General features: G+C 52.7%; 20 protein-coding genes. 7 read left to right on the top strand and 13 right to left on the bottom strand.

Annotated features, from left to right (window positions below):
- Nucleotides 1-45 precede the first annotated feature (45 nt).
- Nucleotides 46-1,044, top strand: coding sequence for a polyprenyl synthetase family protein (locus ACHUEV_RS13035; protein WP_394180543.1), 999 nt, complete (start codon nt 46-48; stop codon nt 1,042-1,044).
- On the opposite strand, the gene ACHUEV_RS13030 is transcribed toward ACHUEV_RS13035, so the two are convergent.
- The 6 genes from ACHUEV_RS13030 to ACHUEV_RS13005 form a co-directional block, all read right to left on the bottom strand.
- Nucleotides 1,037-1,753 carry a phosphatase PAP2 family protein gene (locus tag ACHUEV_RS13030; RefSeq protein WP_394180541.1) on the bottom strand — a complete coding sequence of 239 codons (717 nt, stop codon included), beginning with the start codon at nt 1,751-1,753 and terminating at the stop codon, nt 1,037-1,039. The genes ACHUEV_RS13035 and ACHUEV_RS13030 overlap by 8 nt on opposite strands.
- A gap of 427 nt (nt 1,754-2,180) precedes the next feature.
- Nucleotides 2,181-3,212 (bottom strand): TRAP transporter substrate-binding protein, encoded by a 1,032-nt coding sequence (locus tag ACHUEV_RS13025; protein WP_394180539.1) that lies wholly within the window; start codon nt 3,210-3,212, stop codon nt 2,181-2,183.
- A 107-nt stretch (nt 3,213-3,319) separates the two neighbouring features.
- Nucleotides 3,320-4,201: a type I methionyl aminopeptidase gene (map, locus tag ACHUEV_RS13020; protein ID WP_394180537.1), complete on the bottom strand. Its 882-nt coding sequence runs from the start codon at nt 4,199-4,201 to the stop codon at nt 3,320-3,322.
- Between the two features lie 100 nt (nt 4,202-4,301).
- The gene (locus ACHUEV_RS13015) at nt 4,302-4,880 is read right to left on the bottom strand and encodes a hypothetical protein (RefSeq protein WP_394180535.1); all 579 of its coding nucleotides are present in this window, start codon (nt 4,878-4,880) and stop codon (nt 4,302-4,304) included.
- Nucleotides 4,881-5,004: 124 nt separating this feature from the next.
- Nucleotides 5,005-5,352 (bottom strand): carboxymuconolactone decarboxylase family protein, encoded by a 348-nt coding sequence (locus ACHUEV_RS13010; protein WP_394180533.1) that lies wholly within the window; start codon nt 5,350-5,352, stop codon nt 5,005-5,007.
- Nucleotides 5,353-5,409: 57 nt separating this feature from the next.
- Nucleotides 5,410-5,985, bottom strand: coding sequence for a hypothetical protein (locus tag ACHUEV_RS13005; protein WP_394180531.1), 576 nt, complete (start codon nt 5,983-5,985; stop codon nt 5,410-5,412).
- Nucleotides 5,986-6,138: 153 nt separating this feature from the next.
- On the opposite strand from ACHUEV_RS13005, the gene ACHUEV_RS13000 reads away from it, so the two are divergent.
- Complete coding sequence (locus ACHUEV_RS13000) at nt 6,139-7,011, top strand: hypothetical protein (RefSeq protein WP_394180529.1); 873 nt, start codon at nt 6,139-6,141, stop codon at nt 7,009-7,011.
- A gap of 4 nt (nt 7,012-7,015) precedes the next feature.
- On the opposite strand, the gene ACHUEV_RS12995 is transcribed toward ACHUEV_RS13000, so the two are convergent.
- From ACHUEV_RS12995 to ACHUEV_RS12985, 3 genes are all read right to left on the bottom strand, one after another.
- Nucleotides 7,016-8,248 carry a class I SAM-dependent methyltransferase gene (locus ACHUEV_RS12995; RefSeq protein WP_394180527.1) on the bottom strand — a complete coding sequence of 411 codons (1,233 nt, stop codon included), beginning with the start codon at nt 8,246-8,248 and terminating at the stop codon, nt 7,016-7,018.
- Nucleotides 8,249-8,338: 90 nt separating this feature from the next.
- The gene (locus ACHUEV_RS12990; RefSeq protein ID WP_394180525.1) at nt 8,339-8,824 is read right to left on the bottom strand and encodes an Hsp20/alpha crystallin family protein; all 486 of its coding nucleotides are present in this window, start codon (nt 8,822-8,824) and stop codon (nt 8,339-8,341) included.
- A gap of 99 nt (nt 8,825-8,923) precedes the next feature.
- A complete protein-coding gene (locus ACHUEV_RS12985) occupies nt 8,924-9,769 on the bottom strand; it encodes a universal stress protein (RefSeq protein WP_394180523.1) in 846 nt (281 codons plus the stop codon).
- A gap of 157 nt (nt 9,770-9,926) precedes the next feature.
- On the opposite strand from ACHUEV_RS12985, the gene ACHUEV_RS12980 reads away from it, so the two are divergent.
- From ACHUEV_RS12980 to ACHUEV_RS12965, 4 genes are all read left to right on the top strand, one after another.
- Entirely contained in the window at nt 9,927-10,859 is a 933-nt protein-coding gene (locus tag ACHUEV_RS12980) for a DnaJ C-terminal domain-containing protein (protein WP_394180521.1), read from the top strand.
- Between the two features lie 3 nt (nt 10,860-10,862).
- On the top strand, nt 10,863-11,234 hold the full coding sequence (locus ACHUEV_RS12975; protein WP_394180519.1) for a chaperone modulator CbpM: 372 nt from the start codon (nt 10,863-10,865) through the stop codon (nt 11,232-11,234).
- Between the two features lie 76 nt (nt 11,235-11,310).
- Nucleotides 11,311-12,498, top strand: coding sequence for a DUF1129 domain-containing protein (locus tag ACHUEV_RS12970; RefSeq protein WP_394180517.1), 1,188 nt, complete (start codon nt 11,311-11,313; stop codon nt 12,496-12,498).
- 29 nt (nt 12,499-12,527) lie between these two features.
- Nucleotides 12,528-12,959: a DUF2267 domain-containing protein gene (locus ACHUEV_RS12965; protein WP_394180515.1), complete on the top strand. Its 432-nt coding sequence runs from the start codon at nt 12,528-12,530 to the stop codon at nt 12,957-12,959.
- Between the two features lie 61 nt (nt 12,960-13,020).
- Here the strand turns inward: ACHUEV_RS12965 and ACHUEV_RS12960 are convergent, their stop codons facing one another.
- On the bottom strand, nt 13,021-13,695 hold the full coding sequence (locus ACHUEV_RS12960) for a helix-turn-helix domain-containing protein (protein WP_394180513.1): 675 nt from the start codon (nt 13,693-13,695) through the stop codon (nt 13,021-13,023).
- Nucleotides 13,696-13,878: 183 nt separating this feature from the next.
- On the opposite strand from ACHUEV_RS12960, the gene ACHUEV_RS12955 reads away from it, so the two are divergent.
- Nucleotides 13,879-14,634: a response regulator gene (locus ACHUEV_RS12955; RefSeq protein WP_394180511.1), complete on the top strand. Its 756-nt coding sequence runs from the start codon at nt 13,879-13,881 to the stop codon at nt 14,632-14,634.
- On the opposite strand, the gene ACHUEV_RS12950 is transcribed toward ACHUEV_RS12955, so the two are convergent.
- From ACHUEV_RS12950 to ACHUEV_RS12940, 3 genes are all read right to left on the bottom strand, one after another.
- Entirely contained in the window at nt 14,610-16,148 is a 1,539-nt protein-coding gene (locus ACHUEV_RS12950) for a PAS domain S-box protein (RefSeq protein ID WP_394180509.1), read from the bottom strand. The genes ACHUEV_RS12955 and ACHUEV_RS12950 overlap by 25 nt on opposite strands.
- 60 nt (nt 16,149-16,208) lie before the next feature.
- On the bottom strand, nt 16,209-17,369 hold the full coding sequence (locus tag ACHUEV_RS12945) for a site-2 protease family protein (protein ID WP_394180507.1): 1,161 nt from the start codon (nt 17,367-17,369) through the stop codon (nt 16,209-16,211).
- A gap of 96 nt (nt 17,370-17,465) precedes the next feature.
- Nucleotides 17,466-20,084 carry a cation-translocating P-type ATPase gene (locus ACHUEV_RS12940; protein ID WP_394180505.1) on the bottom strand — a complete coding sequence of 873 codons (2,619 nt, stop codon included), beginning with the start codon at nt 20,082-20,084 and terminating at the stop codon, nt 17,466-17,468.
- Nucleotides 20,085-20,097: the final 13 nt, after the last annotated feature.

The following is a 20,097-nucleotide window of genomic DNA, read 5'->3' as shown; positions in this document are numbered from 1 at the left end:
CTAAGACGGGGCGACGCCTTTGTCTATCACATGACGGAACCGCGCATGAGCCTTGACCAAGCAGCCACCAAACCGCACGAACAACTGGCCGCGGCATTGGCCGATGATCTGAGCGCCGTCAATGATATGATCCGTGCGCGTATGGCGTCTGAACATGCCCCCCGAATTCCCGAAGTCACAGCGCATTTGGTTGAGGCAGGCGGAAAACGTTTGCGCCCAATGCTGACGCTCGCTGCGGCTCGCATGTGCGACTATGACGGCCCGTATCACGTTCATTTGGCCGCAACAGTGGAGTTCATTCACACGGCGACGCTATTGCACGACGATGTCGTGGACGAAAGCAGCCAGCGCCGTGGCCGCCCGACTGCGAATTTGCTTTGGGATAATACCTCTAGTGTTCTGGTCGGCGACTATCTGTTTGCCCGTTCATTCCAGTTGATGGTGGAGACTGGGTCGCTGCGGGTGTTGGACATCCTGGCGAATGCGTCCGCAACAATTGCTGAAGGCGAGGTGCTGCAGCTGACAGCCGCGAGCGATCTGGCCACGACAGAAGACATCTATATCCAAGTTGTACGCGGAAAAACCGCCGCGCTCTTTTCTGCCGCAATGGAAGTCGGTGGCGAAATCGCGGGGCAAGACGCGGAGACTAAGAAGGCGCTGTACGATTACGGCGACGCGTTGGGAGTATCGTTCCAAATTGTCGACGACCTGCTGGATTACGGTGGAACCAAAGCAACGGGTAAAAACGTTGGCGACGATTTTCGCGAACGGAAACTGACCCTGCCTGTGATCCGGGCCATTGCCGCTGCCGATGAAACCGAGCGTGAATTCTGGGTGCGTACGATCCAAAAAGGCCGCCAAGAAGATGGCGACCTTGACCACGCAATCGCGCTGCTTGCTAAACACGGCACAATGGAAAGCACCCGCGTTGACGCAATCGCTTGGGCTGAAAAGGCAAAGTCCGCGCTATCAGTGATCCCTGATCACCCGCTGAAAACAATGTTGACTGATCTCGCCGACTACGTCGTGGCACGAATTACCTGATTGGGTACAAACCCATGACGCGGCCAATGGTGACCCAGATCAGGCTGATCACAATGATGCCCACTAGGCCGTCGACGAAGTAATGCCAACCCAAATGAACCGATATCATCCATATCAGTAAAGCATATACAGTCATCAGCACGCCAATAGCACGATTCAGATGCCATCCCGCGAGTGTCCACAAAAAGGCCATCACCACATGCATCGAGGGCATTGCTGATATGCCTCCGCCAAATCCGGCATGGTCGGATTGTTGTAATGCTAGCAAATACTTTTGTGCGTATAGAAAGCTCATGTTTGGAACTTCTTCGCCCTGTGCTGCCAAGTGGGATATTAATGGCGCAAAATCGCCTCCGGTCACGAATAGAATGTCGTCGTAGACTGGACCCGCTGATGACATCGCGGCGGCCATAACCATTCCGATCACAATAAAACCCACCAAAAATGAGGCCATATAGGTGTACCGTAGAGCGGGCTTGCTGCGTGCACTGGCACAAACAAGATAGCCGATCAACATCGGAAGGAATGCTGGGTGGTAGATTATGTCGAACAGTGCTGTTGTCTGTGCATCAGGAAAAATTGCGTGGGTGATTTCCCAAGGTTGTTTGCCAAATATTGCGAGATCCCATTTTGCAAATATGGCATCATAGTCATAACCGTTCATGCCCACGACGCGAGCTTTGAACACAGTGAAGCAGGTCATCGTCATGATTAACCCACCTATTGCGATTAATGTATCGCGCCATGGGATATCCTGTAGGTAGGACTTTTCCCATGCTAACGGTTCTTTGCTAGGTGACCGGACGCCACGCGTGTACAAAATGCGAAGCGTTATGAAATGCGAGAGTAGACAAACTGCAGTAAAGATAATCACGCTGCTGCCGTAAGACGCTCCAATTTGGGACAATGGCCAAAGAAAATCACTAGCACGGGCGGCGAGCAGGCCAAATGCAACAAGCGCGCAGCACACTACAAGATACTGAAATCGACTGGACGTAGCGGTTTGCATAGTTTGCTGTATGCGTGTGTGTGATATGCTTTCCATACGTCATAGTCATAACGGACAGGCCTGAGGCAGAGCAATCAGAATAGCAAAGCCCCCACAAGATATTCTTGTAGGGGCGGTTCATGGCTTGCTAGTCGGTGATTGTTTTCGTTACAGCGCTGCGTGCGGACTCAACAAGTGCTGCGCCGTCAAAGCCTTTGTCGTTCATCTCGCTGATCCAACGTGCGGTGACGTTTTCGCCTAGCGCTACAATGCGTGCTGTTTCTTCTTCGGACAGTGTTGCGATTTCGTTGCCGTCAGCGATCATGACGTCACGCCCAACTGCATCCCCGGTGTCATGCGCATTACCTGCCCACATGCTTGCCATCATACCAGAGTTTGCGTCGATGATCGCGCGCAGGTCTGCTGGCATGCCGTTATAGACGTCCTTGTTCATCGCCCAGAGGAAGTAGAGGTTATAAAGTGCACGCTCGCCAGCGACGTCGGTGTGGCTGTCTGTTAGCTCGTTTAGTTTGAGCGAAGGAGACATTTCCCAAGTGATCACACCACCATCAACAACGCCTTTTGACAATGCCTCTGGGAACTGCGGGACGGGCATGCCGATAGGTGTTGCGCCTAGTTCATCCAGCAGCATCGTGGCTGGCCGTGATGGGCCGCGCAGCTTTAGCCCGGCGAAATCTTCGACAGTCTCAATCGCGTCACCGCGTTTGTGTACGATACCGGGGCCATGCATGTGGGCCGCGATCACGTGAACGTCTTGGAAGTCGTCCATCAGATATTCTTGGGTATAGACCCAAGCCGCTGCACTGGCTTCTTCGGCTGATTTTGTGGTCATGAAGGGCAGTTCAAGCGCCTCGGCCTCGGGGAAACGGTTTGGTTGATAGGCGGGGATAACCCAGCCACCATCAATCGCGCCATCGCGGATCAGGTCGTATTGGTTAGGGGCAGAGCCACCCAACTGCATGAACGGGTATAGTTCAACTTTGATCCGACCGTTGGATTGTTCCTCAATCGCGTCAGCCCAAGGCTGCATGAAATAGGTCGGGTTGGCACTGGCCGGTGACACAAAGTGCTGAAAGCGCAGTGTGACTTCTTGGGCCATGCTGGATGTAGCGGACAGAGTGAAGGCGGCCGCAAACGCGGCATGCTTAAACAGGTGCATGATATGCATCCTTTCGTCGATAATTTTGGGAAGGGTGCCACCGCTAGCGACACCACTTATATAGTGGTGTTGCCTGCTAGTTGCAAGTCATTCGCAAAAGTGACGAATTAAACGTCGAATGTTGGGTGAAAACGACCAGACGGAGAGCCCGTGAAAATCTGGCATCCATCAGCAGTTACACCAACGGAATGTTCAAACTGCGCGGACAAAGATTTGTCGGCTGTCACGGCAGTCCAGTCATCGCGTAGGACTTCGACATAGGGCCGACCAAGGTTGATCATTGGCTCGATGGTAAAGAACATACCTTCTTCTAGCTTCGGACCCGTACCCGGCCGACCAAAGTGCACGACGTTTGGTGGGGCATGAAATACGCGACCCAAGCCGTGACCACAAAAATCACGAACGACAGACATGCCTTGGCTTTCTGCGTAGGTCTGAATGGCGTGGCCAATATCACCAAAGGTGTTGCCCGGCTTAACGGCTTCGATCCCTATCATCAGCGCGTCATGTGTCACATCGATCAGCTTTCTTGCGATCGGTTTTGGCTTGCCCGCAACATACATGCGGCTGCTATCGCCGAACCAACCGTCGACAATGACGGTGACGTCAATGTTTAGGATATCGCCTGCCTTTAGCTTGTCGTCTGCGCGCCGCTTTTCCAAATCTTTGGATACTGTTTCGCTGGCTCCTTTGGGGATGGGGGCGCCGGGGATACCGTGGCAAACGACGTGGTTCACCGAAATGCAGCTTGCGTGCTGATAGCCTTTGTAGCCAATGGTCGCCGAAATCGCGCCAGTGTCATCAACCATTTTCGTGATAAGCCGATCAAGCTCGCCGGTTGTCTGACCAACGCGCACATGCTCGGCGATGTCATCCAAGATTTTAGCGGCAAGCGCACCGGCTGTGGCCATGCCTGCAAAATCGCTGGCTTCGTAAATGCGAATACCATCTTTGGTAATGCGGCCTTTGTTCGTATCCACAGTTATCATCCCTTATCGTGTTACTTGCGACATAGGCGATTTGGCGGCCAAGTTCTAGGGGACCAAAGGCTTGGGGAGGTGGTTCTGGTAACGCCAAGAAATCTTGCGGTTACTTGGTTACTTCGTGCAGTTCGCGTTTCACGCGCTGATAACCGTCGGCGTCCCCGTATTCAAGAAAGTCAGGATAGTGGGCGTGGCGCCCGGCCATCCGTTTTGCGTGTTTAATCGGGCACCAGTGCTTTTCGGTACGCGCGGCGATTTCAACGGTATAGGCCAGCAGCCCATTTCCATAAGAACAATACATACAATTAAGTTTTTCGAGACCGTTTAGATAGGATAAATGCTTGCGATCAAACGTGATGTATTCGGACCGTGTAACTTTTGCGATCCGGTAAACGGGGAAACAAATCGCTTGATAAATCGTCACGAAGATATCCAGCAGGACGAACGGGATAATCATTGAATAGATGACGGGTGCCGTCAGAACCACAAGCGGGCGCGCCTCGACCACATAAGACGACAGCTTTTGTTTAAGCGCCTTGTGGTGGCGGCGGACATCACGTTCAAACACGATGCGGCGTTGTTCAATTCGGTAATTGAACTCTTTCCGGCGCGCATTGAATTCATCCTCTATCTCATCCTCCAATGCATGGATTTTTTTGATAAGGGATTGAACGCGGTCGGTCACTTTTTCGTCTCCATGGTTTTCGTAAATTATCGGTGCCGCGCCCTGTTCAGTATTACCTAGATAGTAAGAGTGCGTAGTGTATTGTCTGCCGCCAGAATTTTGCGACAGGTTGAAAAAGGTATCGTCAGACTTCGGAACGAACGAACTCATCATAGGCCCGCAAGGCCTCAACACCATAAACCGTCGAAGGACCGCCACCCATTAGAATGGCCACACCAATCATCTCGGCCACTTCGTTTCGTGTCGCCCCAGCCTTTAGAACTGCCTGCGCATGGTGGGCTAAGCAGCCATCACAGCGCACTGCAATTGCGATAGCAAAGGCGATCAGTTCTTTTGTCTTGAGTGATAGTTCGCCGTCGGCGGTTGCCACTGACACGAGCTTGCCAAATGCAGATGTCGTGCCGGGAATGACTGCGCCCAGATCCGCATAGCCGGAATGATATTCGTCGGAAATTTCCGCGTAGCTTTTCATTGGTGCGTTCCTTTTGAAACTAGTTGGCAGTGGTCCAAGCGCGGTCGAAGGTCGCGCTTATTCGCTCCAGTCATGGACGTGCACATCCTTGCCGGAATGGCCTTTTAGGATTTTAACAGCGAGTTCTTCTTTCTCTTTGTCAGATGTTCTGACCCATAGAAGAATGCCGCCGTTCTTAATCTGATTAGCGTAATAGTCTTTGTGCTGCTTGCCGACGCGCCGCGCGAGCAATGTACCGATGACAGCAGCGGGACCGCCGCCAATTGCAATCGCAGCGATTGAGGCAGCCAAGGTGCTAACTGGCGTCAGCATGGCCGCCATTGCGATATAAGAACCCAAAAAGAAGAAACCGCCAGCGATAGCGCCTTCTAGTTCGCCAATGGCTTCTTCAGACACAAACGCCGCACGTGGGGCATCTGGGTTGTCCTCTAATTCGGGCGCACGCCAATACGCGGACCCTAATTTCTCTTTCATCGCTTCGGGACCGCCAAGCAGGCTGATGTCGTAGCGGCTGAAACCTGACATACGAAGATCATAGATCGCGGCTTGCAATGTTTCAAAGCTGTCAAATACGCCGACGGCTTCGGGAATATTGATATAGGTCGAATGATGGGGTTTGGGTTCGCTAGTCATGACATTCCTCACTGGTTCTCACTATCGAAGTACCTGAATGCGCATCGGATCGATTGACGTGAATCAATCGGCTTTTGTTCAATCATGTCAGCGTGCTCACAAGCCGAGCTGCAACGCAGTTCCTCTATGACGATCAACAAGTGAGATAAGATAATGACCATTCGCAAGATACTCGTACCGCTAAGCGGCAGACATGCAGCTGACGATCCGCAGAGCGTGGATGTGCCAGCGCTTTCTGCGGCTTTCTCACTTGCGCAGAAATTTGAAGCCAAACTAGAGGCGCTGTGCGTGACGCAGGCCAGAAACACCAAGGACACGGTATGGGATGACTGGATACCGGACTATGGAATGGACGAATTGCTGGATGCGATCGAACGACAAGAAGACGCGCGCAACCGCCAAGCCAAAGAAAGCTACGACAAAGTGCAGGGCGATGTCGAAGGCACGCCCAAGCCCAAGGCAAGCTTTGTCGAACAACTTGGCGAAGTCGGTGAAACAGTGGGTGCCTTTGGTCGGCTATCGGATTTAATCGTCGTGGCCAGTTCCGAGACGACTTGGAACGCGCGGTCGCGCCCGATACTCGACGCGGCGTTTCGACGAACAGCGCGCCCCGTTTTCGTTGCGCCACTGAACATAGACACGGCAGATTGTGCGACTGTCGCGCTAGCATGGAATAACACTGCTGCGGCGGCGCGTGCAGTGGCTGGTGCGATGCCGTTTTTGCAGGCGGCGAAAAAGGTCAACATTCTGTGCTGCGACGAGGGCGATGAATATCTGATGGATGACAATGCCGAAGGGCTAGTCGCCTATCTAAAGCTACATGGCGTATCTGCGAAGGTCCATCGCTTTGTCGGACATGGTGGCTGGCAGTCACCCGAGGCAATCGTGAACAAGGCGGTCGAGCTGGAAAGCGATTTACTTGTGCTTGGCTGTGTCATTCACAGACGCGCGCTTAACCTACTTTACGGTAGCCTGACAGAGACGGTTCTTGAAACACCACGGTTGCCGACGTTGCTTGTTCCCTAAACGATTATTCTGCGGCACGGTCCGACTGGTCGGTTCGTGCCGCATTGGAAAGATATTCGCGGGTTAAAGGCACGCTGTCGATCTTCTTTGATAGCTGAAACTGAAACACAGCTTGACGGCCGTGTCGGAATGTTTGTTCTGATGCCGCGAGGTAGAATTTCCACATCCGTACGAAGCGGTCATCATAAAGGTCCTTTACTGTCGACTGGTTTTCCAGAAAACGGTCGAACCAGTGCCGGATTGTGTAGGCATAATGCAGTCTTAGAAACTCAATGTCTGCCGTCCAAAGCCTAGACCTTTCAATGGCGGCTAACGTTTCGGATGCCGTTGGGATGTAGCCCCCCGGAAAGATATATTTCGCAATCCACGGGTTTGTTGCATCCGGCGGCCCCGTCCAGCCGATCGTATGGACAAGGGCTATCCCACCTGGCGACAGCCTGTCCCTGATGGTCTGGAAATAGGTATCAAAATGGGGAAGTCCGACATGTTCAAACATACCAACTGATACAACGCGGTCGAATGTTTCGTTGACTTCGCGATAGTCACACAGCCGGAAATCAATACGATCAGATAGCCCCTCGCGGGCTGCGCGTTCGACCGCGTAGGCGTGTTGTTCTTTTGAAAGCGTAATACCGACAACATCTGCGCCATAGTCACGCGCAAGGGTAATCGCCATGCCGCCCCAGCCACATCCGATATCCAAGACCCGCATTCCGGGTTTGATTAACAGCTTACCTGCGATGTGATGTTTTTTGTTCGTTTGTGCTTGCTCAAGGGTGTCTGATGGATCCCGAAAATACGCGCATGAATATTGCCGGTCTTCATCTAAGAATAGATCATAGAGTTGACCTGATAGGTCATAGTGATGTGCAACGTTTCGTTTGGCCCGGTGGGCGACGTTGTTTTGCGCAAAGCGCCGCAACGCGACCCGCAGCCGCAAGAGCGGACGTTGCCACCACACCCGCTGCGTTGCGTTCAGGTTTTGGACAATAAGCCCGATCAGCTCTTGTATTTCGTCCCCATCAACGGTCAGCGTCTCATTCATGTAAGATTCGCCAAATGCGAGTTCAGGGTTGATGACCAACCGCCGCACGGTCGCGGTATCAGCCAAGCGCACGGTCAGTGGTTTTCCTGTTTCATCACCGTATCGATGCACCCGCCCATCCGGCATGCAAATACAAATGTTGCCCCGCCCCAAAGTGGAGCGAAGCATCTTATCTAGTGCCTTCTGCCACATCTTCGTTCCTCTGACGTTGCGTGGTAATTCACGCTTGTCTTAAGATTATATCGCGGCATCGCGCATCGGCATAGAATCCTGAGTGTGGGACTATTTAGCGCGCGCGACTTTGACCTTTTTGGTCTGTTCGGCGGCTTCTGGTGGCTTCGGAATTGTGACCGTAAGAACGCCATCCTTTACAACAGCCTCAACCTTATCAGGGTCGATTGTGAAGGGCAGGGTCATGACGCGCTGAAATGCGCCGGACGTACGCTCAATCCGGTGGAATTCGCGCCCTTTTTCGTCGCCGCGCTCTTCTTTCTCGGATTTCTTTTCGCCTTTGATGGTGATGCGGTCACCCGTAATAGAAACATCGACATCAGCTTCGGTCAGGCCAGGAAGTTCCGCAGTAACGCAGAAATCCGTGTCTGTTTCACTGACATTTGAACGAATACTTACATCGGTGTTGCTACTGAAAAAGCCGTTCCCGAAATCGTCGAACAGGCTGTCGACTTCCTTGCGAAGGTTTACGAGTGGGTGTTCGTCATTTTGGCGATTTTTGAGCCAGCTCGCTGGTAGATAATCTTGATAGGACATTGTTACTCTCCTGAATGTTGAAGAACGATTTCAATGTAAAGTGTCCGGCGAGTCGCAAATTGACTGAAGTCAAAGTCGCTTTGCCCGCACACGAAAATTTTAGTGGGCAAGAAGCACCGGAATTTCGGTTTGTTCGACCATAGTGCGTGTGGTGCCGCCAAACATGGCCTGCCGTAATCTGCTGTGATCGTAGGCCCCCATGACAACCATGTCTGCGCCCAACTCTTCGGCGCGTTCCTTGATGCATGTTCCGATTTCTTTGCCACCGCTTGGGTATTGCTGCACGGTGACGTTGCAGCCCATATGGCTTAGCCATTTTGCGAGGTCTGAACCGCTGTTTTCGCCATCGTGCGATTCCGTCATGACCGGGTCAAAGACCGCCACTGTGACCTGTTTTGCCTCGGTCAGGATGGCCCGCGCGGCGTGAACGGCACGCGACGCGCCCAGACTCGCATTCCACGCGATCAACACGTGATCGGCCGCCTTTGCCGATAGGCCGTTTAAAACGACACCCGCAGGTGCATCAAACAAGGCACCGCGAAGCGCGTGATCAAATGCAAAGCCGTTCGCGCGCAGGTCTTGGCTAAGATATACAAAGTCACAGAACCGCGCACGGTCAGCGACAGATTGTTCAATCATCAATGCGTCACCAAAGATCGTTGCGACATCGCCAGACACATCGTGCGTGGCAAGAACGCTTTCGATGTCCTCGGCCTTGGCAATCAGTTTTTTGCGGGCACCTGTATAGTTGTGGTGCCAGTCTTCGCTAAGAAGAGCAGGCGCATAGGGTGTCACGCCATACGCAGGCGCAGGAAGCCGCGGCGCGACACCTACAACGATGACGGCAACATGGGCTCCTGTATCGCGTGCTTTTTCAAGAAACGGAGCAAGCTCTGCTGCGGTGGCTTCAAGGCCAATGAGGGCCAAAATGGTGTGGTTTTTCATCTTATCGTCCTCTTGTGGAATTTGCGTTCAACTTAGACGACGGCGGTTCGCGGAATTTGAGTTGGATCAATCTTCTGGCCGGCAAGCGCGATAAAATCATCTGCAATCAAGACGTAAATTTGGCGCGGGTTTAGCGAGCTAAGGAATGGTGACTTAGATGGATTTTAAGGACTACTACGAAATTCTTGGCCTAGAGCGGAAAGCGACCCAAGATGAGATAAAGCGCGCCTATCGTAAAGTAGCGCGCAAATACCATCCTGACGTCAACCAAACGCCCGAGGCCGACGCCCGTTTTAAAGAAGCTGGCGAAGCTTATGAGGTTCTCAAAGACCCTGAAAAACGCGCAGCCTATGACCAGTTGGGCGCAAACTGGCAGGCTGGCGAACAGTTTCGGACTCCCCCCGAATGGCAACAAGATTTCGCCTTTTCAGGCGGCGGCTATACTGGCGGTGATCAGGCGGATTTCAGTGAATTCTTTGAGACACTTTTTGGACATGCCAACCGTGGCGGGCCACAGTTTTCAAGGGCCGGGGCTGATCAGCTTGCTAAAATTAACGTCGACCTTGCTGATGTTTATAGCGGCGCAACACGGACACTGACCCTGCGCCGGCAAGAGGTCGACCATGGTGGTCTTGTTCATATGCGCAACCACGATATCGCGGTTCACATCCCCAAGGGCGTCAGCGCAGGTCAGCATATTCGGTTAAAAGGGCAGGGTCAGCCTGCAATGGGTGCTGGTATCGCAGGCGATTTGCTACTGGAGGTCGCCTTTAATCCACACCCAGTCTTTCGCGTCGAAGGGCGTGATGTCTATCTAGATTTGCCAATCACCCCTTGGGAGGCGGCATTGGGTGGAAAGGTGAAGATGCCAACGCCTGCAGGCAAGGTTGACATCACTATCCCCAAGAATGCCCGTTCAGGTCAGAAACTGCGGCTAAAGGGGCGGGGAATTCCCGCTGCCCAGCCTGGGAACCTCATCGCCATTCTTAAAATCGTGAACCCGCCCGTCAATTCAACGCAGGCGCGCGAATTCTACGAAAAAATGGCCAAAGAACTTAGCTTTGACCCACGCAAAAAGATGGAGGCCTAGACCATGAAACCTGCATCGTTACATGTCACGACGAGCGAGATCGTCGAAACCGTAACAATCACCGAACTTTGCCGTCATTGCGGTGTTTCGGCTGATTGGGTGATTGAACTTGTCTCAGAAGGGATACTTGACCCGATCTCTGGCAACCAAACGAACTATCGGTTTCAAAGCACGTGTCTAGCGCGGGTGTCAAAGGCCGAAGGGCTGCGCCGTGACATGGGTATCAACCTGTCTGGCATCGCCTTGGTTCTGGATCTGCTGGAAGAACGCGATCGGTTGTTGGCCGCATTATCGCCGTTTCTGACCGAAGAACTTCCCGAAGATTTGGGTGGCGACTGGCTGCTGGCTGATCAACGCGATGTTTCGTCAGAGTAATTGATTGGCATCAATTGCTGACGCTCACGCGGGGTTACACAACAAACACCAACCGCAGTTTCAGAGGATATTCACAATGTCTTTCATACTACGTTGCATCAATACCTTACTTATTTGCGGCCTCGCGGTGCCATCGGTCGCGGAAACGGTTCAGCGAACGAATGGCAGTGACGTCTTTATGGCGGGCAACAATGTCTCGCAGACCATCAACGCGGAGCACGATGTTTTCGCCTCTGGTTCATCGGTAACACTGCGGGGGCAGGCGCAAGGTGACGTTCATGTCTCGGGCTTTGACGTTGATGTCGAAACCCGAACAGCAGGCGATCTTTATGCGATGGGCGCGACGGTGACCGTGCGGGCCGAGATCGCAGAGGACCTGTCTGCGATGGGCTTTTCAGTGCGGACATCCCAAGGCGCTGAGACAGGTGGAAACGCGCGGTTGCTTGGACAAACCGTTACGATTGATGGACCTGTTGGCGGTGCGCTGACTGCCATGGGCAGCGAGGTTTTCTTGAACGCTGCTATTGATGGCGATGCTTGGATTGTTGCAGAAACAATCACTTATGGCCCCGAAGCTGTCATATCGGGACGGCTAAATTATTCATCTACCTCTGAAATTACACCGCCAGAGCGCGTTATTTCGGCGGATCGTGTTAGTTTCGAAAGGTTAGATCGATCAGAGGCATTTTCGTCCGCACGTGAGACTTGGCATCATATGGAATACCCGGTCTTTCCGACTTTCGCGTCGATTTTCGCGGGCTTCCTAATCACGTTGGCTTTCTTTGTCATCGTCGGAGCCATTTTCCTAACATTTCTACCAAAACCAGTTGAGCGGCTGCGTGCGTCCATCTCGGAACGTCCGGGCATGATCTTTTTGGTTGGGGTGATTGGGCTTTCTATTCTGTTTGGAATGGTGCCGATCACGGCAATGACTGTTGTTGGGCTACCGCTGGTGCCGTTTGTTCTGCTCGCTATCGTTCTGGCGTGGACACTTGGTTACATTTTGGCGGCATATGCCGTGGGCATGCGTGTCTGGCAGGCATTTGGCGGCCAAGAAGAACCATCAATCTGGGGGCGTCTGGCCGCACTGGCGATCGCAGTTATCGCAATTGCCATACTGAACTTCATTCCGTTCATCGGTTGGGTGGCCAACTATACGCTGGTCCTGCTGGGTATCGGCGCAATGACGCACATGCTGTTTGAACGGTTGATCGGCAATCCGGGCCCTGCGCTCGATGTGGATATGAAACCCATAAAAGACTGAATTCAAAACACCATAAAGGAGGGCGGTACATGTCTGCTCAGGGATTAGAAGTTATCGAAAGCACAGTTCACCTGACCCATGAATGGATCAACGAACTGGCGGATCGGCTGGATTGGTCCAGCCCGCGCGACGTGCTGCGGTTGATGCGAACAACGCTTCATGCGATTCGAGATCATCTTGGAACGGAGGAGAGCGCGCAGTTCTCTGCCCAGCTGCCGTTGTTGGTTCGCGGTATGTATTTTGAAGGGTGGATGCCTAAGACAACGCCGATCAAGGAACGCCATGTTCAGGACTTCATCATTCGCATCGAAGGGACGGTTGCTGATGTGCTGGAATACCGAGGCGCGGAAGACATTCGAACTGTCTTGAAGATGATCAATGCGCGTATATCACGTGGCGAAGTCGAAGATGTTCGCGCCAATCTACCTAAAGAAATTAAAGAATTTTGGCCTGCGCCATAACACAAAAAGGCCACCCATTTTTAAGAATGGGTGGCGCTTTCTGTGTTGAGATTTTGTGGTTCTAGCAGTCGTCGCCAGCAGAGAGGTTCAACAGCGTATCTGGCTTTAGAACGATAATGGTGTGAACATTTTCAAGAGCGATAACATTGTTGCGACGTAGCTGCGTTAGTGTACGGCTAATTGTTTCGGTGGAAAGGCTTAGGAAGTCAGCAATATCAGACCGACACATAGGCAGGGTAACTTGTGTATAGTTGCCTAGTGGTGAACCAACGCGATCAGCCAATACGCAAAGGAAAGAGGCAACTTTTTCTTCGGCTGATTTGCGTCCCAGCATCATGAAATGATCCTGCATTCCACTAATTTCACGCAGGGCAGCCTGCAGTAGGCGCTTGTGTAATATTGTCTCACCTTCACCGTCTTCCAATACTTCGCGACGGTGCGCGACGACTGTGGCGTCACACAGTACTTCGCACTCAGTGTGGTACTCGTCTCCGTTTGGAAAGCCGACAATGTCGCCAGGGTAACCAAAGGCGATAACTTGGCGGCGCCCGTTTTCCAGAACGCGGCTTAGACGTAACACACCGGTTTCTAACTCATATATGCGTTTTGCTTCGTCGCCTTCACGGTAAAGAAACGTGCCGGCCTTGAGGGTGCGGGCGATAGGTGCTGCTTTTTTGATAGGAGCTGGTTGCGTGCTGATCGGGTTGCTGCGGGTTGTTGGGATCGTAACGTACATCGGGCTCTCCTTGTTGCGTTTGAGGCTAATGTGCAGAAGGATGGTCGCAGCACTCCTTGCTTTCTCGTATTGAATTGTATCATTTTGTAATTGTAATGAGTCGAACCATGGCGTTTTTTGTGACGCAGCCTGCTAAACAAGGCACAAAAGTTTAGTCAGCTGACATTTGTTTTGGGGGACAATATGCACGACGCTCATATACTGGTCGTTGATGACGACCCAAAGATTGCAACGCTGTTACGCAACTGTTTTGAGAGTGAGGGCGCAGTTGTACACGCTGCAGCAAATGGGGCTGAGGCGCTAGCTGTTGTACAATCTAAGAAGCTAAATCTTATCACGCTCGATTTAAATCTCGGCGCGGATAATGGGCTAGAGGTTGCGCGGATGGTCAGGCAAACCTCGCAAGTTCCTATTATTATGGTGACCGGTAAAGATGATGTAATCGACCGAATCGTCGGACTGGAAGTCGGCGCTGATGACTATATCACGAAGCCATTCCACATCCGTGAAGTACTCGCTCGTGTGCGATCAGTGCTTAGGCGAACAGGAATTTCCAGTGACCCTTATGTCGAAGATTCCGTCGAAGAAATCGAAAATGGCCTTCATTTTGATGGTCTGGTAGCGCACATCGACCGGATGGAGCTGATCAGCCGTGAGGGTGACGTCTGTGATTTAACTAGTGGTGATTTCAAACTGCTTAAGATTTTTCTGGATAACCCAAAGCGTAGCCTGTCACGCGAGCGCCTGATGGATCTAATCAATGGTCCAGAGTGGACGCCACTTGATCGGACGATTGATAACCAAGTCGCACGGCTTCGCAAGAAAGTGGAACGTGATCCAGCGCATCCGCAGTTGATCAAGACCGTGCGGGGGATTGGCTATATGTTCGCGAGCGGCGTACGATCCGGCCCCGTTCAAACGTCCGAGAAAAGCGCCTGAAGACGGTGAGCAAGTTCAGCCTGACGGAACGGTTTACGTATCATCTGGAATGCGGAATCATCATCGTGGGCTTGAAACACTACATCTTCTGAGTAACCGGAGGTCAGCAAGATTTTGACTTTCGGGAACTCTACTCTGACTAGGTTAGCGAGCTCATAACCCGACATTGTTCCTGGCATAACGATGTCTGAAAATAGCCCGACTACGTCAGGTTCTGTTTTCAACATGGCATATGCTTCATCAGCGGTTTCGGCCTCAATGGTTTTGAAGCCAAGATCATGCAGCCGTTCAACTGACAATTTTCGAACCCGGGCGTTATCCTCTACGACCAATACAAGGTGACCTGCAAAATTAGGAAGTTCATCCCCACGCTTTGATGTGCCTGTGACAGCATCTAGTTCAGCTTCGTCTATTGCTGGGAAATATAGACTGAACGAAGTGCCGTGACCCAGTTCGCTATAAAGCGTGACGTGCCCACCCGATTGCCGCACGAAACCGTAGACCATGGACAGCCCCAGCCCAGTGCCTTTGCCGTTTTCCTTTGTAGAATAGAACGGCTCAAAGGCGCGTCGCTGCGTTTCTCGGCTCATGCCTTCGCCAGAATCGCTAATCGTCAGGCGCACGTATGATCCTGTATCAAAATCGATTTCTTGGGCAACATAACTATCGTCGATGACAACCTTTTCGGTTTCAAAAACCAACTTGCCGCCGTCTTTCATGGCATCACGTGCATTTAGCGCTAGGTTCATGATCGAGGTCTGCAACTGTGTCGGGTCGATCAGAACCATCGGCAGATCCTCGTGGAACTTCGTCTTGATCGCGTATTTGGCGCCAAGTGTCCGCTTTAGAATCGACAGCGATTTTTCACATGCGTCGTTCAAATTGCAGGTTTCGGGATTCAACATGCTGTTGCGCGCGAATACCATCAGCCGGGATGTGAGGTCTGCGCCCAGCTCTGCCGCTTCGAGCGCATCCTGAATCAAGGTCCTTGGCTTGTCATCATCGATCCGCATTTCGAGCAGTTCAAGGTTACCGATGACGACCGTCAGCAGGTTGTTGAAGTCGTGTGCGATACCGCCGGTCATTTGCCCAATGGCATCTAGCCGCTGCGACCGGGATAATGCTTCTTCGGTTGCGCGCCGGGCGCTCAGGTCATGCATAATGCCGATAAAGACCAATTCGCCATCCACCGTGGCGCGGCCAACGGACAGGTGAAGCGGAAAGACAGAACCGTCTTTGCGCTGCCCTTCGACGTCGCGCCCGATATCAATGATCCGTTTTTCACCGGTTTCAATGTGGTTGTTGATAAAGCTGTCATGGCGGCGCGCTAGCCCTTCGGGCATCAACATGGATACGTTACGGCCTATCATCTCTGATTCCGCGTAACCGAATAGTTTGCAGGCGGCTTCGTTTGCGCGGGTCGCATTACCGTCGCGATCCGAGATAATAATCGCATCAACTGCCGCATCAAATATTGCGGTAAGTAATGCAGCGTCTTTGGACTGAGTAAGCATCGTGGTCTAATCCCCCTACGTGCGCCAGTTTGCCCCTAGCACAGTAGTTACGACAAGCCCCTACGGTAATGAAGTTGACGGTGTTTGAAAACGCGTCGGGCCAACTTGCTGTAGAACCGCCAAGTACCCCATCAAATCTGATAGCGTAATGACGCCTTCTAGATGGTGATCGGTCGCTACAAGAAATTTGCGGCGGCCTTGTTTGGACATCTGTTCAAATAGCTCGTGGGCGGACAGGGTCGCGGACACTGTATTTTCGTCATTAATCGCGACAAAAACATCGTCCACCTGCGTATTTGACCAGTTTTCACGGTCAATTCGGTTTAGGACCTCATTATCGACATAGCCCAAAAGAACATCATCTTCGACAACGGGAACAAAACCAACGCGGTGCCTTAGCATCGTAAGGTTCACTAGCTCAGACAGGCTTTTGTCAGGTGTGATCGTATGGGGGGTCTCAGTCATCATAGACCCGACCGTCTTGTTCTTGAGTGCCGAGGTAATGAGTGTCTGCGTATAAGTGCTCTTAGCGGCAGTTAGCAGAAAGATGCCAATAAAGACTTGCCATAGGCCACCCAAGCCTTGGCCGGTGAAGACCAGAAGCAAACCCAGCCCGATTAGCACGAACGCGATTCTACTGGCCAAGTTGCTGGCGCGACGCGTAGCCTCTAGGAAATTGCCTGTCCGGCTCCACAAGAATGCGCGGTAAACCCGGCCACCATCCAGTGGAAAAGCGGGCAGCAGGTTAAAAATACCCAGCACAAGGTTTATGATCGCCAAATAGGACAAGACGATAGTCAACGCAGTGGCAGGACCGAATGCTTGGGTCATCACGGCAGCTGACCAGTTCAGCGCGGACAATACAAAGCTCATCGCGGGGCCGGCCACGGCGATCAGAAACTCAGATCTTGCTGTCTTGGGCTCACTGCCCAGTTCTGCAACCCCGCCGAAGACAAACAGCGTGATGCCTTTGATCTCTACCCCGTGTTGTCGTGCGACAACGCTGTGCGCCAATTCGTGCAAAATGAGCGATCCGAAAAACCCGATCATCGCGACAACTGACAATAAGAGGTAGGTGAACTGACTCTCATCCTCTAGGAGCTGCGGAAAATATCCAGTGGACAAGGTCCATACGATTAGCGTGGCTATCAAGAACCAGCTTGGATCAACTTTGATGTCAAAGCCCATTAACTTGAACAGCTTGACCGAATTGGAAAACATTTTATTCCGCTCCATATTTCCGCCCAATATAACTGCGGGCGGTTCATGGGTTTTTGATCTCAGTCAAAAGTTGGCTTTGTCTTTGATAAATAAGCCTTATTCTTCTGGTGTTGACAGCGCCTTCGGCTCGGCGTGCAGGCGTAGGATTGATTTCAGAATTTCGGGGACAATTAGCAGTGGAAGTGCGAATAGCCCGATCATGATCCAGTGGTCTTGTCCGATTGGGGCAGTGTGCAACAGCGCCTGCATCGGCGGCCAATAAACAGCGGCAACCTGAAGGCAGAGCGTAATTGAAAGGGCCAACAGCAAAAGTGGGTTCGAAAACCAGCCGATACGCCAGCAGGGCTGACTAAGTGACCGGAATGCAAAGACGCTGATTTTTTCAAATACGACCATCGCGGTAAACGCGGTCGTTCTGGCGACGGCCTCGCCCATTGGTAACAGAGTGATGAATATCCAAAGGCTGGCAAAGCCAGTGTATATCCCGAACGCGCCAATTGTTGCGATGCCGCGGATCCCGAGGATGGGTGCAGATTTGGGTCTTGGCGGTTCACGCATCTGGCGGCGTTCGGCTTTCTCTAAACCAAGGGCGACAGCCGTTGCGCCGTCGGTGACGAGGTTCATCCACAAAATCTGCGTGGCTAAGAATATGAGAGGGCCGCCAATGATAATATTGGCAAGAATGGCCACGACTTCGCCAGTGTTAGAAGAAAGCAGATAGCGGACGAATTTCTTGACGTTGCTAAACTGTCTGCGACCTTCGCGAATTGCGCGGACAATTGTCGCGAAATTATCATCCAGTAGAACGAGGTCAGAGGCGTCTTTGGCTACATCGGTGCCGCGAATACCCATTGAGATGCCGATGTCCGCTTGCTTTAGGGCGGGTGCGTCATTCACGCCATCCCCAGTCATTGCGACCACCTTTTCGCTATTCTGAAGCGCGGCAACGATGCGCATCTTGTCTGCGGGCCGGGTCCGGGCAAATAACACATCGTCCTCTAGCGCGGCACTCAGTTCCTGCTCAGACATGGCCTCTAGCGCGTCACCGGTCAGCGTCTTCGCAATGTTAAGCCCAAGCTGCCCCGCGATCGCGGTGGCGGTCACTGGGCTGTCCCCCGTGATCATAATGATCTTGATACCCGCATGTTGTGCAGCAGAAATGGCTTTTCGTACTTCGGGGCGTGGTGGATCTAGCAGCCCGACAAGACCAAGGAAGGTTAGGTTTTCTTCTGACGTATCGTTTGGGGCAGCATCGCGCATGGCAAGCGCAACAACCCGTAGCCCCCGCCCGGCCATTTCTTCGTAGGCATGTTTGATCTCAGTCATGCGTTCAGTCGTGAGGGGGCTGGGCACCGCGTTTTCCATCACTTGGGTGCATAGGTCCAAGACGATCTCTGGCGCGCCCTTGGTCAGTAGCTTCATTCCGTCGGTGTCTTTGACCAGCACACTCATCCGCTTGCGTTCACCGCTGAACGGACGCTCGAGCACAATATCGTTTGAGGCGGGTAGGTCTGCCCAGCCCTTATAAGCCAGCACCACAAGCGCGGCTTCGGTCGGGACGCCAGTAATGCGCCATTCATTGGAAGAATGATTTAGCTTGGCATGGGTACATCTGATCGCAACATTCAAAAGATTGGCTAGGTCGGTGCTGTCCTTTGCACGAACGCGTGCGCTGTCCAACGCAATGTGTCCGGCGGGGTCATAGCCTGTTCCGGTGACGTTATATCTGGCCAAGGGGGTCCAAATTTCTGTCGCTGTCATTTTGTTTTCGGTCAGCGTGCCGGTCTTATCGGTGCAAATTACGGACGCTGCGCCAAGCGTTTCGACGGCTTGCAGCTTGCGCACCAATGCCTTTTGACGGGCCATTGCTGATGCGCCAAGGGCAAGGGTAATTGTGACCACGGCGGGCAGTCCCTCTGGCACCATCGCCACCGAAAGCGATAGCGCGGTCATCATCATCTCGACCGGGTCTCGTTCCACATACAGCCCAACCGCCAGAATGGCTGCAGCAATAGCAAGCGCGGTAAGGCCCAGCTGTGTTGCCAGCCTACCTAGCTGGACCTGAAGTTGGGTCGTCTTTTGGCCGACTGACCCGGTAAGGTTCGCGATTTTGCCTAGGGCCGTTCCCGCTCCGATGGCGGCGACGCGTGCTTCGGCGCGACCAGAAACAATGCTGGTTCCAGCGAACAACATCGCCTCGGCACTGCGGGCGTCTTTTAGGACAGGTAGGGATTCGCCTGTTAATACGCTTTCATCGACGTTCAGCTCATTTGCGCTAACCGGTACGGCATCTGCCGGAACTTTGTCGCCCGCGTTCAGATAGATAATGTCGCCCGGCACAATTTCGCGCGCGTCTAGCATCGTCTCTACGCCATTGCGCAAGACAATTGCCTGAGGCGATAGGATATTGCGCAACGCCTCTAGCGCTGTTTCGGCACGCCATTCCTGAACGAAACCAAGGACGCCATTCATGATCACGACCAAAGCGATGGCCAAGGTGTCGGCGCGATCACCAAGAAAATAAGCGATCACACCTGCTAGAATTAGGATTATGATAAGAAAGCTGGTAAATTGCCGGAAGAATATCCGTAGTGGCGATGGTGCCGGTGCGCTGGGCAGTTCGTTCCAGCCATGTTTTGCGCGTAATGCTTCAACCTGCGAATCCGACAATCCGTAGGCATCAGGGACGATTGGTTTATCGGCTAACGGGTTCATATCGCGAGTTAGC

The sequence above is a fragment of the Yoonia maritima genome (assembly GCF_043641945.1).
GTDB classification, from domain to species: domain Bacteria; phylum Pseudomonadota; class Alphaproteobacteria; order Rhodobacterales; family Rhodobacteraceae; genus Yoonia; species Yoonia maritima_B.
The sequence above is the reverse complement of the archived record's forward strand: the minus strand, read 5'-3'. Positions and strand labels throughout refer to the sequence as shown.